Here is a 17,271-nt window from a genome sequence, read left to right on the forward strand (position 1 = left end):
ATTCTCTTCTTTCAACCATGCCGCGCCATGCCAAAACGGCGGAACAGCAGCGGCAACAGGATCAAGGTCAGTGAGGTCGCGCTCAGCAAGCCGCCCGTGACGACGATGGCCAGCGGTTTCTGGATCTCCGAACCGGGGCCGCTGGCCAGCAATAGCGGCACCAGGCCAAAGCCCGTGATACAGGCAGTCATCAGCACGGGGCGCAGGCGGCGCAAGGCGCCCTCCACCACCACGTCCGCCAGCGGCGTGCCGCGCGCCAGCAACTGGTTAAAGCAGGTGATCATCACCAGTCCGTTCAGGACCGCGATACCCATCAGCGCGATGAAACCGACGGAGGCAGGCACGGACAGGTACTGCCCCGTCACGGCCAGGGCCAGCACGCCGCCCACCAGCGCGAACGGAATGTTCACGAACACCAGCAAGGCTTGCCGTACGCTGTGCAAGGTGGCGAACAGCAGCAGGAAGATCAGCGCCAGCGCCACCGGCACCACCATGCCCAGGCGGGCTGCCGCGCGCTGCTGGTTCTCGAACTGGCCTCCCCAGGCCATGTGGTAGCCCGGCGGCAGGGCGACCTGCTTGGCCACCCGTGTCTTGGCTTCATCGACAAAGCCCACGAGGTCGCGGCCCCGGACGTTGGCACGCACCACCACCATGCGCGACGCGTTCTCGCGCTCGACCTTGACGGGGCCGTCCACCATGCGTAGCGCCGCCAGTTGACCGATCGCCAGCGCATCGCCGCCCTCCTGCGGCAAGCGCAGTTGCTGGAACAGCTCGGGCGAGCGCTGCAACTGGTCCGCGCCCCGCAGCAGCAGAGGCGACCGGCGGCCCTGCTCCACCACCACGCCCACCGTGCGGCCTTCCACCAGCGTGCGCAAATCGTTCTGCACCTGATCGCCACTGAGGCCGGCGCGGCCCACGGCGGCACGGTCCAGCTCCACCTGCAGATACTGCACGCCGCTGTTCTTGATGGTCAGGACATCCTCGCTGCCGGGGACGGCCTGCACGGCGGCCACCATCGCGTCGGCCAGTTCGCCAAGGCGCTTCAGGTCAGGCCCGTAGATTTTCACGGCCAGGTCGCCCCGCACGCCGGACAGCATTTCCGAAGTGCGCATTTCGATCGGCTGGGTGAAGCTGATGTTCAGGCCGGGGAAGCCCGCCGTGGCGGCGCGCAAGGCGTCGATCAGCACTTCCTTGTCCTGGCTGCGCCACTGGGCGCGCGGCTTCAGCACCAGGAAGCTGTCCGTCTCGTTCAAGCCCATGGGGTCCAGCCCCAATTCGTCGGAACCCAGGCGGGCCACGATGCGCGACACCTCGGGCACCTGCTCCAGGATGCGCTGCTGCAGCGCCATGTCCAGCCGCGCCGACTCCTGCAAATTCACCGACGGCAGCTTCTCGATCTGCATGATGATGTCGCCCTCGTCCAGCGTGGGCATGAAGGACTTGCCAATGAACGGGAACAGCACGGCCGCCAGCACCAGAGCGCCCACTGCCCCCACGGCCACCTTGCGGCCATGGCCCAGCGCCGCCACCAGCAGCCTGCGGTACTGGCGCTCCAGCCATTGCACCAGCCGGGGCGCGTCGCCGTGATGTTCTTTCAGCAGCAGCGAGGCCAATACCGGGATCACGGTCAGCGACAGCAGCAGCGAGGCGGCCAGCGCGAAGATGATGGTCAGCGCCACAGGACCAAACAGCTTGCCCTCCAGTCCTTGCAGCGACAGCAGCGGCAGGAATACGATCATGATGACCAGCATGCCTGCCGTCACCGGCAAGGCCACCTCGCGCACGGCCCGGTAGATCACGTGCAGGCGGGCCAGCTTCGGCCCTTGCCCACTGCCGTGCGCCTCGATGTTCTCCACCACCACGACGGCCGCGTCCACCAGCATGCCGATGGCGATGGCCAGCCCGCCCAGCGACATCAGGTTGGCGCTCAAACCATAAGCCTGCATCAGGACAAACGTGCCCAACGCGGCCAACGGCAGGATGCACGCCACCACCAGCGCCGAGCGCAGGTTGCCAAGGAACAGATACAACAGCAGCACCACCAGCACAGTCGCCTCGCCCAGCGCGGAGGTAACGGTGCCCACGGCCCGCTCCACCAGATTGCCCCGGTCGTAGAAGGTCTTGATGGTGGTCCCGGCGGGCAGCGTCTTGCCGACCTGCGCCAGTTTGTCGCGCACCTCGTTCACCACTTGCTGCGCGTTGGCGCCGCGCATGGCCAGCACCAGCGCCTCCACCGCTTCGCCCTTGCCGTTTTCGGTCACGCTGCCATAGCGTGTCAGCTGGCCGATGCGGACGGTGGACACATCGCCCACGCGCACCGTCATGCCATCGCGCGACGCGACACTGATGGCGCGCACGTCATCCAGCGTGCGGATATTGCCGTCGCTGCGCACCAGCAGCGATTCCTCACCCGCGCCCAGGCGCCCGGCGCCATCGTTACGGTTGTTGTTCTCCAGGGCGGCCTGCAACTGCGACAGCGACAGGCGGCGCGCGGCCAGCGCCGTCACATCCGGCACCACCTCGAAACTGCGCACCAGGCCACCGAGCGTGTTCACTTCAGCCACGCCGGGGATGCCGCGCAGTTGTGGGCGGATCGTCCAATCGAGCAGCGTGCGTTTTTCGGCCAGCGACAGCGGGCCTTCAATGGTGAACATGAACACCTCACCCAGCGGCGTGGTGATGGGCGCCAGGCCGCCGGCCACGTTGGCCGGCAAATCCTTCAACACCGCGGCCAACCGTTCACTGACCTGCTGGCGGGCCCAGAACACGTCCGTGCCGTCCTGGAAATCCAGCGTCACGTCGGCGATCGCGTACTTGGACTGCGAGCGCAGCATGACCTGGCGCGGAATCCCCAGCAATTCCTGCTCGATGGGCGCCACGATGCGCGCCTCCACTTCTTCCGGCGTCATGCCGGGCGCTTTCATGATCAGCTTGACCTGGGTGCCGGAGACGTCGGGAAAGGCGTCGATCGGCAACCCACGCAGCGCCTGCACGCCGGCGCCCGCCAGCAGCAGCGTAAGCACCAGCATCAGGAGGCGTTGGGATAGCGCGAATGCGATCAGGCGTTCCAGCATCACTTGTCTCCTTCCGCACCCAGCCCCAGCCAGGCCCCCTTGATGGCGGCCACGCCGCGCACAGCCACCTGGCTGCCGGCGGGCAGCGCGCCCTGTACCCACATCGCGTCCGCCCCCGCTGGCGCCGCCGTCACCGGGACCGCCGCGAAGCCGGTGCTACGCTGCACGAAGACAAAGCTGGCCGCGCCGCGCCGTACCAGGGCCGACGATGGCAGTTGCACGCCGCCAGCCGGCTTGGCCGCGACCGTGGCCTGCACATACTGGTTCAATTTGAGGCAAGCGTCGCCACCCTCCATGCGCGCCAGTACCAGCACGCTCTGGTTGCCCGCGTCGAGCTGGGGCGACAGCGCCCGCACCCGGGCCGCACCGCAACCGGCCACCTGCACCGCGTCGCCCACCCGCAGTTGCGCCGCCAACTGGGGCGATGCCTGCAACTCCAGCCACAGCGCGCCGGACTTGGCGATGCGCGCCAGCGGCACGCCCGCCTCCACCCGCTGGCCGGGCGACAGCGGCAGTTCCAGCAAGGTGCCGGCGGCGCCCGCCGTCAGCGTCAAGGCGGGCGACATGGCCTGCTGCTCCTGTAAGCGCTGCAATTGCGCTTGCCCCATGCCGGCGGCGCGCAACGCCTGGCGCCGCTCACTGGCCATGACGGAAGCCTGCATGGCGGCGGCCCGGCTTTCCTCCAGCCGCGAACGGGCGATCAAGCCGTCCGCGAACAAGGCTTCGTCGCGGGCCAGCTTTTGCTTCGTCAGCGTGGCTTGCGTGGCCAGTTGCAGATAATCGCGCTGCCACTCCACCAACTGCTGGCTGAACAGGGTGACGACCGGTGTGTTGGTCCGCACGTCCTGCAACGGGCTCACATGCACCTGCTGTATCACACCGCCCACGATGCTGCTCAGGACCGCCGTACCCTCGGGCGCCGCCACCACCGTGCCGGCCAGCTGCTGGCCGCTGGTGGCGCCATCCTGCGCCGGCGCGGCGCCCACGGCCACGGTCTGGACGCCGGCGCGGCTCCGCTGGGCCGCGTCCAGCTTGATCAATTCCTCGGTAGCGCCCCGTGCCCCGGCGGACGAGAAGACAGCCGCCAGCGCACCGGCCAGCAGCAACAGTCGGCCGCGGCGGGCGGCGGGATGGGTAGGTATGGAAGTCATGACAGCCTGTGGATGTGTGGTCAATGCCGCGCATAGTGGGCGAAACTTGTTAAGAGCTTCTTAACAACCTCGCCCTACCATGGGATCATGTCGACAGGAGAGAGAACACCATGCGTATATTGTTGGTCGAGGATGATCCCCAGTTGGGCCGTGCCACCCAGATCGGATTGGACCAGTCAGGCTACGCGGTCGATTGGGTGCAATCGGCCGAAAGCGCGCTGACGGCCGCCCGCCTGCACCATTACGACTGCGTGCTGCTGGACCTGGGCTTGCCGCACATGGACGGCATGCAGGTGCTGCGCAACCTGCGCGCCAATGGCTACGCGGGCGCGATCCTGATCGTCACGGCACGCGACCAGGTGCCCGACCGCATCGCCGGCCTCGATGGCGGCGCGGACGATTTCATCATCAAGCCCTTCGACCTGGACGAACTGGCGGCCCGCATCCGTTCCGCCAGCCGCCGCGCGGCCGGGCGCACGCAGGAGCTACTCACCCACGGCGCACTGGAAATCGACACGGCCGCGCGCCAGGTGCGCAGCGCCGGCCAGCCGGTGCCCCTGACGAGCAAGGAATACGGCATCCTGCTGATGCTGGTGGAGAACCGGGGCCGGGTGCTGAGCCGAGAACAACTGGAGGAAACCCTGTACAGCTGGGGCGAGGAAGTGGAGAGCAACGCGATCCAGGTCCACATCCACCACCTGCGCCGCAAACTGGGCAAGGAACTGATCCGCACCGTGCACGCAGTGGGCTACACCATCGACCCGGCGCCGGCCGTCCCCGCGCCATGACGACGGCCGCCCCTGCACGCAGCTGGTCGCTGCGGCGCACGCTGCTGATGGTGCTGCTCAGCCTCACCTGCGCCGTGTGGGCCGTGAGCGCGTTCACCGTGTATCTGGAAGCGGACCGGGAAAGCCAGGAACTGTTCGACCAGTCGCTGACGGAGACGGCCCATCTGTTGCTGACGCTGGCCGCGCATGAAGTGGAAGAGCGCCAGGGCGTGGATGCCACGGCGCTGGACGAGCATGATGACCTGATGCACGGCGAATATCTGATCTTCCAGTTGTGGGACAAGAACGGCCACCTGCTGTACAAGAGCGCCGCCGCGCCGGAACAGGCATTCGCCGACACCGACGGGCTGGGATGGACCACGATCGACAACCGCCGCTGGCGCACCTACACCAGCTGGGACGGCAAAGGCCAGTTGCAGATCCAGTTGGCGGAACCGGCCAGCCACCGCCAGGAGATCAGCGACAAGTTCGCCCACCGCATCGCCGCCTACGCGCTGCTGGCCGTGCCGCTGCTGGCGGGCGCCATCTGGTGGAGCATCAACCGCGTGTTCCGCGCCTTGCAGCGCAGCGCCGGCGAAGTGGCCGAGCGCACCCCGAACGAATTGCGCGAAGTGAGCGTGGACGGCGCGCCGACGGAAGTACAGCCGCTGCTGCGCGCCATCAACCACCTGTTCACGCGCGTGCGCCAGACGCTGGAACACGAGCAGCGCTTCACGGCCGACGCCGCGCACGAGCTGCGCACGCCGCTGGCCGCCATCAAGACCAATCTGCAGGTGATCCAGCGCGCCCGCAACGATGCCGAGCGCAATGAGTTCCTGGCCGGACTGGGCGCCAGCGTGGATCGGGCCAGCCGTCTGGTGGATCAGTTGATGACGCTGTCGCGGCTGGAACCGCAAACGGGCGCCCACCCCGCCCTGCAAGCGCTGGACCTGTGCGAACTGCTGGCCACGCAGGTGCCGGCCTTGCGCGAGCAGGCACGCCGCCACGGCCTGCAATTGGAGACGGAATTATCGCCCGCGCGCTGCATGCTGGACCCGGACAGTATCCTGATCCTGTTGCGGAATGTATGCGACAACGCCATGCGCTACACGCCGCAGCCGGGCGTGGTGCGCCTGTCGTGCCGGCGCGAGGGGGATCAAGTGTGCCTGGAAGTGGCCGATACCGGCCCTGGCATCCCGGCCGCGATGCGCGAACGGGTGTTCGACCGCTTCTTCCGCCTGGCGGACGCGAATCAACCGGGCAGCGGGCTGGGATTGTCCATCGTCCGCCGCGTGGCGGACGCCCACGGTGCCAGCGTGCAACTGGGCGACGGGCTCGATGGACGGGGATTGGGTGTGCGGGTATTCTTCCCCGCCATCGCCACCCAATGAAGGCGGCGGGCGCCGGGGACTAGCCCCGGCATGGCCATACTGCTTAAGCCTTGGGCAGGGTCACGCCGTGCTGGCCCTGGTATTTACCGTTGCGGTCCTTGTACGACGTTTCGCAGATTTCATCGCTTTCGAAGAACAGCACCTGGGCGCAGCCTTCGCCGGCGTAGATCTTGGCGGGCAGCGGCGTGGTGTTGGAGAATTCCAGCGTGACGTAGCCTTCCCACTCCGGTTCGAACGGCGTGACGTTGACGATGATGCCGCAACGGGCGTAGGTCGATTTACCCAGGCAGACCGTCAGCACATTGCGCGGAATGCGGAAGTACTCGATGGTGCGCGCCAGCGCGAACGAGTTGGGTGGGATGATGCAGACGTCGCTCTTGACGTCCACGAAGGAGTTCGAATCGAAGTTCTTCGGATCGACGATGGTGCTGTTGATGTTGGTGAAAATCTTGAATTCATCGGCACAGCGGATATCGTAACCATAGGACGAAGTGCCGTAGGAGATGACCTTGCGGCCGTCCTGCGCGCGCACCTGGCCGGGCTCGAAAGGCTCGATCATCTTGTGCTGCTCCGCCATCCGGCGTATCCATTTATCGCTCTTAATCGTCATTGCAAAGGTACCTCAAAAGTGGGAACGGCTGGTCCGCGCGCGACGGCGCGGCGCTTTGCACGCGATTTTACGCGAAACGACCGCTTACCTGAAGGTTTTCATGGCTCAGGCATGCGCTGGCAGCCTTTTTTGGCCGCGCGCACGGCGGCCATCGGCCAGCAGCGCCTTGATCATCTCGGAAGTGGCGTTGGCCGCCTGCTCAGGCGACTCCATGGGGAACAGGTGGCCGCCCGGCAGCAGGCGGAAATGCTCGCCCACCAGCGCCTGGGTGTGGTCCAGGCCGGACTGGCTGGTTTCCCACGAATCCGTACCGCCGATGAAACCGATCGGCACCGGGAAGCGGCCGCGCATCATCGCGCCCAAATGGTGCGGCAGGCTGCGGTAGACAGCCGTCTCAATCTCGCGGGTGAAGCGCAGTTGCACCCCTTCCGGGTGCGGTTTCAGGCCATGTTCCATGTAATCGCGCAGCACGCCGGGCGCCCAGGCCGCGAACAGGTCCTTGCTCACGAAGTGCTGGTAGGCCGCTTCCGCGTCCGGCCACACAAAGCGGCGGCGGGCCGAGAACTTGGCCGGCGAGTACTTGTCCGCACCTTTGGTCATCTTCATCACGCGCCAGAACAGCGCTCGCCAGCCTGCCACCACGGGCGAATCGAGCATGACGACGCAGCGCACCAGGTCCGGGCGCTTGTAGGCGACCATGAGGCTCAACATGCCGCCCAGCGAATGGCCCAGCAGGATGACGGGCTCGGTGTAGCGCGCCGACAGCTCGGCGATGTACTCGTCCACCAGCGCATCCCAGCAATCCGTGACGGGATACAGCGGGTTATGGGCGTGCATGTCGAGCGCCTGGATATCGAACTCGCGGCCTAAATAGTCAAAAAACTGGCGGTAGGTGCCGGCCGGGTAGCTATTGGCGTGGGCGAAATGCAGCTGCGGTTTGCTCATGTTTTTATGCTAACACCTTGCAGTACAAGGCTGTCTCCATTGGGTGGTGATCGTTTTATTGTAATAGAGGTGCCGCGGGAGGGTTGGTGGAGGTGCTCTAATTTTCGTTCGCCCTCACTCAGCGACCATACCAATAGCGCGGTTGCAAGCTACGAAACGCCGCCGCCTGCACTCCGCCATCGAAGTCCAGGGTTACTGCACCCGATTCATCCGTCCGCAGACGTTGTATGCCCAGCGCGGCATAACGCGCATACACTTCTGGCTTGGGATGGTGATAGCGGTTCCGATATCCGACCTGAAAGACCGCTAGCCGGGGGTGGACGGCCAGCAGGAACGCCGGCGTGGACGAAGTGCCGCTGCCGTGGTGCGGTGCCAGCAGCACGTCGGCGCCCAAGCCGGCGGCGGCTCGCTGCAACAAGGCCGCCTCCTGCGGCGCTTCGATGTCGGCCGCCAGCAGCAACGATTTGCCGCCGGCCGTAATCTTCAGCGTGCAGCCGCGCGCGTTGGGCTTAAGCGTGGCGTCGGCATAACTGACTTGCAGCGGATGCAGCATCTCGAAACGCACGCCATCCCAGTCCCAGTGCTGCCCTGCCGTGCAGTGGTGATGCTGGCGGGCGGCGCGCACGATGGCGTGTTCCGGTGGCAGTGAGGACAGTAGCCAGTCCACCGGCATCGCCGCCAGCACGGCCAGCGCGCCGCCGGAATGGTCGCTGTCGCTATGAGTGACTATCATGCCATCCAACGTCACGATGCCACGCGCACCCAGATATGGCAGGATGACCCGGTTGCCGCCGTTCGATACGTCCGAGTACAGCGGACCTGTGTCATACAGCAGGCGATGCCCGCTCGTCTCGATCAGCAGCGCCATGCCCTGCCCTACATCGAACGCCGTCACGCGCATGGCGCCCTCGCGCGGGTGCGTGGGCGTGGCCGCCAGCAGCGGTATCCAGGTCGCCAGGCCCAGCCAGCGTACGGGCCAGCCGCGCGGCGCCAGCATCCAGACGGTGCCGAACAAGGCCCAGCAGAACAGCCAGAACGGCGGTGTAGGCGCGGCCCACACGGCGAATGGCAGGCCGCTGAACCAATGCAGGCAGGCTGCCAACAACTGCACGATGAAATGCGCCAGGCCCAGCACAGGAACCGCCAGTGACATCGGCAGCACGCTCCCCACCAGCGACATCGGCGTGACCACCAGGCTGACTAGGGGGATCGCCACCGCGTTGGCCAGCGGACTGACGAGCGACACTTGCGCGAACAGCAGCATGGATAGCGGCACGAGCCCCATCGTCACGGCGTACTGGGTGTTCGCGCCGAGCCGCAGCGCTTCCCAAAGGCGCCGGTGGCGCGGCAAGGGCGCGTCCTTCGTTGCGCGAACGACGGTACGCCCCACCGTCGCATACAGGATCACGGCCACCGCGCCGAACGAGAGCCAGAAGCCGGGCCACAGCACGGCCCACGGATCGAGCAGCACCACCACCCCCAGCGCGGCGCACAGCACATACGACACGCAGGCAATCCGATCCAGCCACAGGGCAATGGCCACCACCGCCAGCATGTACAGCGTACGCTGGGCCGGCACGCCAAAGCCGGCCAGCAGCACATACAACAGCGCCACGCTGGCGCCAGTCAACGCCGCCACCTTTTGCGCTGGCAGGATCAGGGGCAGTTGCCAACTGGTGAAGAAGGAGCGCCGCCACAGCGCGGAAACGGCCAGCGAGAACAATCCGGCGACCATCGTGATATGCAAGCCGGAGATGGAAATGAGGTGCCCGATACCGGTGCGGTTGAACACTTTCCAGTCCGATTGGGGGATGCCGCGCTGGTCACCGACGACCAGCGCCACGATCACACCGGCATATTCCTTGCCCGCCAGTGCGCGCTGGATGCGGTCACGCAGGACGGCACGGCAGCGTTCCACTACATGGCCGAAACTGAGCACAAAACTATCCAGCCGCCGGTTCGCTGCCGATGGCCGCACGTAGCCGGTGGCCCGCAGCCCCTGCTCCAGCAGCCACACCTCGTAATCAAAGCCGTAGGGATTCGCATTACCGTGGGGGCGCTGCAGCCGCACGGCCAGTTGCCAGCGTTCGCCCGGCTGCACTTCGCCAAACGCGCTTCCGGCCGCGATGCCGGTCATGCTATCGGCCGGCTGCCGGCTCGCCTCGCCGGCTTCAGTCACTGCGCCCCGCCAGTTCGCATACCACGCCAGCGACAGGTTGGCCGGCACATGCACGTCCGCACCAACCACGCGCTCGACGGCGAAATTGAACCGCACACCATCACTGAAGCGAAACGGTAGATTGGCGATGGTGCCTACCAGCGTGATGTCGCGTCCCTCGTCCGCCTTATCCAGTTGATCGGCCAGCGCGCCGCGCGCCTGCATGGCGGCCCAGCCGAATCCCAGCAACAGGCCCGCTGCGAACACCAGCGCCGTGCGCAGCCAGCCGTCCCGCAGCCAACAGCCGGCCAGCGCCAGCAGCATGCCGAAGGCGATGACTGGCCATTCCGGCAAATCCGCTTGCATCTGCAGCCACGCGGCGCCCGCCGCAAAACCCAAGATCGCTGTCCGCATCCCCTGTCCGCCATGGTTGGCCCGCGTCGGCACGTGCCGATCCGGGCTATGTTAGCCAAGGCTCAGGGCAAATGGACGGCCCGGCGCGGCGATCTGTTGATGCGGCTCAGGGAATAGGTGGAATGCGCGGCAGGATAGCGCGCGCGTTGGCACTGGTGGCGGCCGCCGCTTCCTCAACGCTGATGCCGCGCAGCTCGGCCAGCACGGCGCCGATGCGCGGCAGCTGTTCGGGCGCGTTGCGGCCGGGATGGATCCAGCTGGGGGAAATGTCCGGCGCATCCGTCTCCAGCACGATGGACGACAGCGGCAATTCGGCGGCCAGCCGGCGTATCTGCAAGGCGCGGGTGAAGGTCATGGCACCGCCGAATCCCAATTTGAAACCGAGGTCGATATAGCCTTGCGCCTGCTGCATGCTGCCGTTGAACGCATGGGCAATGCCGCCGGCCGGCCGGATCTGGCGCGCGTGCTTGAGCACCACGTCCTGCGAACGGCGCACATGCGTCAGCACCGGCAGGTTGAATTCGCGGGCGATCTTGAGCTGTTCGCGGAAGAAGAACACCTGCTTTTCCCGCATGGCCGGCTCGCTCAGCATGGGAATGAAGAAGTCCAGGCCAATCTCACCAATGGCCACCATGCGCCCGTCGCCCATGCTGTCGGCCACCTGCTGGCGCAGGAATTCCAGGTCGTCCTCGCTGGCGTGGGGCACATAAATCGGATGGATACCCAGCGCGTAGCAGGCGTTGTCCACCTGCGCAGCCAGGCTGGCGACGATGCCGAAGTTGGCCCGTTCCACCGCAGGAATCACGATCATACCCACCCCCTGCTCGCCCGCCCGCGCGGCGACGGCGGCCGATTCGGTGCCGAATTCGTGCGCGTCCAGGTGGCAATGGGTGTCGATCCACATGATCAGTCCTCGGCTGGCCGCAAGCCCTCGTCCGTCAAGCGCAGGATGCGGTCGCAGCGCCGCGCCAGTTCAATATCGTGGGTGACGATCACGAAGGCCGTGCCCAGGGTGCGCGACAGCTCCAGCATCAGGTCGAAAATCTGCTGGGCCGTGGCGTGGTCGAGGTTACCGGTCGGTTCGTCGGCCAGCACGCAGGCCGGCTGCGTGACGAGCGCCCGCGCCAGTGCCACCCGCTGGCGTTCACCGCCGGACAGTTCGCCCGGCACGTGCGTCACCCGCTTGGCCAGGTTGACGCGGGTAAGAATCTGCTGCGCGGCGGTCAGCGCTTCGCTGCGCCTGGTGCGCCGTATCATCAGCGGCATGGCCACGTTGTCCAGCGCCGTGAACTCGGGCAGCAGGTGGTGGAACTGGTAGACGAAGCCCAGCGATGCGTTGCGCAGGTCGCCGCGCGCCTTCTCGCTCATGCTGGCGAAGTCCTTGCCCTGCAGGGTCACGCTGCCGCGCGTGGGGGTATCGAGCCCGCCCAGCAGGTGCAGCAGCGTCGATTTGCCGGAGCCGGAAGCGCCCACGATGGCGACCCGCTCGCCGCGCCGCACGTCGATATCGATCCCGTTCAGCACCTGCACCGAGTAGGCGCCTTGCGTAAAAGTCTTGCCCAGGCCCCGGCAGGACAGCACCGGCGCGCCGTTGTGGATGTCGTGATTACTCATAGCGCAGCGCCTCCGCAGGTTTCACGCGGGCCGCCCACCAGCTCGGATAGAGCGTGGCGACGAACGCCAGCAGCACAGCCACGGCGCCGATCATGTTCACGTCCGGCCAGCGCAGGTCGGATGGCACTGTGCTGATGTAGTAAATATCCTTCGACAAGAACTGCACTCCCAATAAATGTTCGATAAACGGCACGATCACGTCCACGTTGAGCGCCACCGTCACGCCCAGCGTCACGCCGATGGCGGTACCCAGTATGCCCACCAGCGCACCCTGGATCATGAAAATCTTCATGATCGAACGGGGCGAAGCACCCAGCGTGCGCAGGATGGCGATGTCGGCCTGCTTGTCCGTCACCGTCATCACCAGCGTGGAGACGAGGTTGAACGCGGCCACGGCGATGATCAGGGTCAGGATAATGAACATCATGCGCTTTTCCGTCTGCACAGCGGCGAACCAGTTGGCGTTCAGCTTGGACCAGTCGCGCATGATCAGGTCCGGATGCATGCTGCGCTTGAGGTCCAGCGCCACTTGCGGCGCGCGGTGCATATCGGACAGGCGCAGGCGCAGGCCGGACGGGGCGTCCAGGCGCAGCAGTTTTTCAGCGTCCGTGATGTGCACGAAGGCCAGGCCGGAATCGAATTCGTTGTGGCCGGCCTCGAAGATGCCCACCACCGTGAACGAGCGCAAACGCGGCAGCACGCCTGCCGGCGTGGCCTGGCCCTGGGCCAGCGCCAGCGTCACCTTCTCGCCGAGGCCCACGTGCAGCGCGCGCGCCAGTTCGATGCCGAGCACGATGTTGTAGGCGCCCGGCTCCAGCGCCGTGAAGCTGCCGCGCTTGACCTGGCGCGACACGTCCGACACGCTCGGCTCCTGCTCCGGCAGCACGCCGCGGATCACGGCGGGACGCAACTCATCATCGCGCACCAGCATGCCCTGCGTTTCCACGAACGGCGCGGCGCCGATCACTTCCGGATTCTTGCGCGCCTCGGCGGCCTCGAACTGCCAGTCGGGCATGGAGCCGCGCGCGTCGAAGATTTCAACGTGCGCCAGCACCGACAGCATGCGGTCCGTCACTTCCTTCTGGAAGCCGTTCATCACGGACAGCACGACGATCAGCGCGGCCACGCCCAGGCCGATGCCGGCCATGGAAATAAGCGAAATAAAGGAGATAAAACTGTTACGGCCGCTGCGCTTGCCGGCGCGCGTGTAGCGCAGGCCGACCAGCCATTCAAACGGCAGTTTCTGCATGATGCTCATGGGGTTCCAAAACGGTGGATTGTTCGCGAGCCCGCAGTTTGCCATATAAACAGCATGTCATGGGGCGCGGGCGGCGCTTTTGGCGGCCCAAAAAAGAAAACCCCGCCTGTCGCCAGGCGGGGTGGTCTACGGGTTTAATGCCTTCTTAAGCTTGCGGCTTGCGGCGGCGAGCCATGAAGCCCAGCAGGCCCACACCGGCCAGCAGCATGGCGTAGCTCGATGGTTCCGGCACGGCCGACACGGTCACGCCGCCCAGGTAGAACTGGTCAGGCTTGGCGCCGCCGAACTGGAACGTGAACACGGAACCGGTCAACGCGGCGGGCGAAATGGTGTCGGCCAGTTTGTACGAGGTGCCGTTCAGCAGGAAAGTGGCGTTGCGGTCCCAGCTCGTGTCATGGCCGTCCGAACGCAGCATGACGGAACTGAGCGTGACGGGACCGGCGAAGGTCAGGGTCAGCTTTTCGTGGCTGGTGATGTTGTCGTCGCTGTTGTCGCCGACGACGTGATAGACGCCCAGGCCCGCGCCGATCTTGTGGGCGGCGCTGTAGCCGTTTTCGTGGTCCTGCACAACGGTGGCGTCATGCCAGTGGTTGCCCGTCTGGTACTGGGCGGTGGCCGTGGCGCTGACGCCGCCCACGGTGTAGACCAGGTTGCCGCCCAGGTTGTGGCCGTGGCCGTCGATGTTGGAGCTGCAGATATCGCCGCCGGTGCAGCCCCAATAGCCGCTGTTGAGCGCTTCCGAAGGCAGCAGGCCGGTGTTGTGGCCGCCCACATACTCCAGGTTGGAAAAGTCGAACACGGTGACGGCGGCGAAGGCCGGCACAGTGGCGGCGAACAGCGCGGACGCTGCCAGGATGTTGCGTAACTTCATGTGGACTCCCAAGAGTTGTTATCGATACGAAAATGGTTCAGCTTGTAGTAGCCGGTGCACTGCCGGTCAGGCTATGCGATTCGGCAAACTTGCCTATCGCTAGTTAGTATCAAAAAGACATCAGACTTATCAAATTATACTTTTAATCCAACTTAACACAAGAAAAATATTAATGTTTAACAATTGAAGTTACTTGCAAGAAGCATGTCACGGCAACGATGGGCGAGGCGCGCTCTCCCGGACGGGCACGGATAAAGTTACAATGCCGCATGACCCAGATTACCCTCGCCTTGCCGTTCGCCCTGCCTCCGTCCGAACTCGCCCCTGACCTCCACCGCGCCCTTGAACTGCCCGCCCTGGCTGCCCTGCTCTCGCGCACTGCAGCCGAAAGCCGGGAAACGATAGACACGGGGGCCCGCGCGCTGCCCTACGAAGCGTGGCTGGCGCGTTCGCTCGGCTTGCATGACGGAGCGCCGACCACGCATGGCGCCTCACCGGTCGAACAAAGCGCCCCGCTGGCCGCCGCCGTGCTGGCTGGTTTCGGCACAGCGCCGGCCGAAGGCCACTGGTTCATCGTCCACCCCGTCCATGTGCAGATGGCGCGCACCCACCTGACCCTGGCCGACCAACGCCAGTTGCGGCTGGACGAAACCGAATCCCGCGCACTGTATGAATCGGCCCGCCCCTATTTCGAGGAGCTGGGCAAGCCGCTGGTCTACGGCGACGCCAACACCTGGTTCATGCGCGCCGACGACTGGCACGGCCTGCGCACCGCCTCCCCCGACTGCGTCACCGGCATGAATTTGAGCGACTGGATGCCTGAGGGCGAGCACGCCATCGCCGCCCGCAAGCTTCAGAATGAAATCCAGATGCTGTGGTACGAACACCCCGTCAACGAAGCGCGCCAGGCGCGTGGTCTGCCGCCCGTCAATTCGTTCTGGCTGTGGGGTGGCGCGACCAGCGGCCAGCCGTCCACCGGCCCCGCCGTGATCGCGGGCCAGCCCTGGCTGCGCGCCATCTGCCCGCCGGCGCTGCGCGACGTCTCGCTCGACACGCTGTTGGCGCAAGGCGGCACGCACCCGATGGCCGTGCTGGGCCAACTGATCGAACCGGCCATCGCCGGCGAGTGGGCCTCGTGGCTGGACCACATGCGTCAGCTGGAGCAGCAATGGTTCGCGCCCCTGCTGGCGGCCCTGCACAGCGGCCGCGTGAGCCGCATCACGCTGGTGCTGAGCCACCGCCACACCAGCGCCAGCTACACCACCAGCAAACTGGCGCAACGCAAATTCTGGCGTAAGCCCTCCCTGACCAAGTTATCGACATGACCCGCATCGCCACCCGCCCCTGCTCCTTCCGCACTTCCGAAATGCTGCGCCAGGGCGGGGTCCATCCCGTGCTGGCACGCCTGTATGCGGCGCGCGGCCTGACCGACATCAAGGAGCTGTCCAGCGAACTGGCGTCCATGATTCCGCCATCGGGGCTGTTGCATGTGGACGCGGCGGCCGTGTTCCTGGCCGACGCCATCGCCGCAGGCAAGCGCATGGTGATCGTCGCCGACTACGATTGCGACGGCGCCACCGCCTGCGCCACCGCCCTGCGCGGCCTGCGCGCCATGGGTGCGGTGGTGGACTTCATCGTCCCCAACCGCTTCGAGTACGGCTACGGCCTCACGCCCGAGATCGTGGCCCTCACAGCGCGCGAGAAGCAGCCCGACATCATCATCACGGTCGACAATGGCATCGCCAGTATCGACGGCGTGGCCGAAGCCAACCGGCGCGGCATCGAAGTGGTGGTGACCGACCACCACCTGCCGGCCGACACACTGCCCGAGGCGCGCGTGATCGTCAATCCCAACCAGCCAGCGTGTGGATTCCCCAGCAAGCACCTGGCTGGCGTGGGCGTGGTGTTTTACGTGTTGCTGGCCCTGCGCGCGGAACTGCGCCGGCGTGGCGTGTTCGACGCTCAGACCCAGCCCAAGCTGGACAGCCTGCTGGACCTGGTGGCGCTGGGCACCGTGGCCGACGTGGTGCGGCTGGACCCGAACAACCGCATCCTGGTGGCGCAAGGGCTCAAGCGCATGCGCGCGGGCCGCATGCACGCGGGTGTGGCGGCGCTGTTCCGGGTGGCGGGGCGCGAGCCGCGCAACGCCAACCCGTTCGACCTGGGCTTCGCGCTCGGCCCGCGCCTGAACGCGGCTGGCCGGCTCGAGGACATGTCGCTGGGGATCGAGTGCCTGATCACGGACGACGAAGGCCGCGCATGGGAACTGGCCCAGCAGCTCAACGAGATCAACCTCAAGCGGCGCGAGATCGAGGCCGAGATGCAGGACGCAGCCCTGCTCCACCTGGACCAGTTCGAGCCGGCCAACAGCAGTACCATCAGCGTGTTCGACGACAGCTGGCACCAGGGCGTGATCGGCATCGTCGCCTCGCGCCTGAAAGAGAAGTTCTTCCGCCCCACCATCACCTTCGCGCCCGGCGCGGACGGCTGGCTCAAAGGCTCGGGCCGCTCCATCCCCGGCTTCCACCTGCGCGACGCGCTGGACCTGGTGTCCAAGCGCGCCCCCAGCCTGATCGACAAGTTCGGCGGCCACGCCATGGCGGCCGGCCTGACCATTCGCGCCGAGGCGTTCGACGCCTTCTCGGCCGCGTTCGAGGAAGTGGGCCGCGCCTGGCTCACGGAACAGCAGCTGGAACGGGTGATCGAGACGGACGGCCCGCTGGAGGACGACTGCTACACCACCAATTTCATCACGCTGATGGATGGCCAAGTGTGGGGCCAGGGCTTTGCGCCGCCCGTGTTCTGCGACGAATTCCGCGTCGTCAGCCAGCGCATCCTGAAGGAACGCCACCTCAAGCTGCTGCTGGAGAAGAACGGCGTCCGCTACGACGCCATCTGGTTCGGCCACGTGGACGCGCTGGGCGACCGGGCGCGGGTCGCGTTCCGGCTGGACGCCAATGAATACAACGGGGTCACCAAGGTGCAACTGCTGGTGGAGCACGCGGAACCGGCGTAGAG

Annotated in this window: 13 protein-coding genes; 4 read left to right on the forward strand and 9 right to left on the reverse strand. The window is 66.2% G+C overall.

The annotated features are described in order from the left end of the window. Positions 1–11: 11 nt before the first annotated feature. Positions 12–3,074 carry an efflux RND transporter permease subunit gene (locus tag H3H39_RS12290; protein WP_182153663.1) on the reverse strand — a complete coding sequence of 1,021 codons (3,063 nt, stop codon included), beginning with the start codon at positions 3,072–3,074 and terminating at the stop codon, positions 12–14. Further along, positions 3,074–4,225 carry an efflux RND transporter periplasmic adaptor subunit gene (locus H3H39_RS12295; RefSeq protein ID WP_182153664.1) on the reverse strand — a complete coding sequence of 384 codons (1,152 nt, stop codon included), beginning with the start codon at positions 4,223–4,225 and terminating at the stop codon, positions 3,074–3,076. Before H3H39_RS12295 ends, H3H39_RS12290 begins: the two co-directional genes overlap by 1 nt. A gap of 110 nt (positions 4,226–4,335) precedes the next feature. On the opposite strand from H3H39_RS12295, the gene H3H39_RS12300 reads away from it, so the two are divergent. Both H3H39_RS12300 and H3H39_RS12305 read left to right on the forward strand, forming a co-directional pair. Beyond that, positions 4,336–5,013: a response regulator transcription factor gene (locus H3H39_RS12300; protein ID WP_182153665.1), complete on the forward strand. Its 678-nt coding sequence runs from the start codon at positions 4,336–4,338 to the stop codon at positions 5,011–5,013. Further along, entirely contained in the window at positions 5,010–6,383 is a 1,374-nt protein-coding gene (locus H3H39_RS12305) for an ATP-binding protein (protein WP_182153666.1), read from the forward strand. The genes H3H39_RS12300 and H3H39_RS12305 overlap by 4 nt, the downstream gene beginning before the upstream one ends. A 43-nt stretch (positions 6,384–6,426) precedes the next feature. Here H3H39_RS12305 and dcd read toward each other — a convergent pair whose 3' ends face one another. The 7 genes from dcd to H3H39_RS12340 form a co-directional block, all read right to left on the reverse strand. Further along, positions 6,427–6,993: a dCTP deaminase gene (gene dcd, locus H3H39_RS12310; RefSeq protein ID WP_182153667.1), complete on the reverse strand. Its 567-nt coding sequence runs from the start codon at positions 6,991–6,993 to the stop codon at positions 6,427–6,429. Between the two features lie 105 nt (positions 6,994–7,098). Further along, positions 7,099–7,938 carry an alpha/beta hydrolase gene (locus tag H3H39_RS12315; RefSeq protein WP_182153668.1) on the reverse strand — a complete coding sequence of 280 codons (840 nt, stop codon included), beginning with the start codon at positions 7,936–7,938 and terminating at the stop codon, positions 7,099–7,101. 118 nt (positions 7,939–8,056) lie between these two features. Next, entirely contained in the window at positions 8,057–10,510 is a 2,454-nt protein-coding gene (locus tag H3H39_RS12320) for a DNA internalization-related competence protein ComEC/Rec2 (protein WP_182153669.1), read from the reverse strand. 106 nt (positions 10,511–10,616) lie between these two features. Further along, positions 10,617–11,414: a TatD family hydrolase gene (locus H3H39_RS12325; protein ID WP_182153670.1), complete on the reverse strand. Its 798-nt coding sequence runs from the start codon at positions 11,412–11,414 to the stop codon at positions 10,617–10,619. A 2-nt stretch (positions 11,415–11,416) separates the two neighbouring features. Then, entirely contained in the window at positions 11,417–12,124 is a 708-nt protein-coding gene (lolD, locus tag H3H39_RS12330; protein ID WP_182153671.1) for a lipoprotein-releasing ABC transporter ATP-binding protein LolD, read from the reverse strand. After that, positions 12,117–13,382 (reverse strand): lipoprotein-releasing ABC transporter permease subunit, encoded by a 1,266-nt coding sequence (locus tag H3H39_RS12335; RefSeq protein ID WP_182153672.1) that lies wholly within the window; start codon positions 13,380–13,382, stop codon positions 12,117–12,119. Before H3H39_RS12335 ends, lolD begins: the two co-directional genes overlap by 8 nt. A gap of 145 nt (positions 13,383–13,527) precedes the next feature. Beyond that, positions 13,528–14,253 (reverse strand): FxDxF family PEP-CTERM protein, encoded by a 726-nt coding sequence (locus H3H39_RS12340; RefSeq protein ID WP_182153673.1) that lies wholly within the window; start codon positions 14,251–14,253, stop codon positions 13,528–13,530. 269 nt (positions 14,254–14,522) lie between these two features. Here H3H39_RS12340 and H3H39_RS12345 point away from each other — a divergent pair, with 269 nt between their 5' ends. Continuing rightward, positions 14,523–15,578 (forward strand): hypothetical protein, encoded by a 1,056-nt coding sequence (locus H3H39_RS12345; protein ID WP_182153674.1) that lies wholly within the window; start codon positions 14,523–14,525, stop codon positions 15,576–15,578. Beyond that, the gene (recJ, locus tag H3H39_RS12350) at positions 15,575–17,269 is read left to right on the forward strand and encodes a single-stranded-DNA-specific exonuclease RecJ (protein ID WP_182153675.1); all 1,695 of its coding nucleotides are present in this window, start codon (positions 15,575–15,577) and stop codon (positions 17,267–17,269) included. The genes H3H39_RS12345 and recJ overlap by 4 nt, the downstream gene beginning before the upstream one ends. The last annotated feature ends 2 nt before the right edge of the window (positions 17,270–17,271 follow it).

The sequence above is a fragment of the Rugamonas apoptosis genome, assembly GCF_014042355.1.
Taxonomy (GTDB): domain Bacteria; phylum Pseudomonadota; class Gammaproteobacteria; order Burkholderiales; family Burkholderiaceae_D; genus Rugamonas; species Rugamonas apoptosis.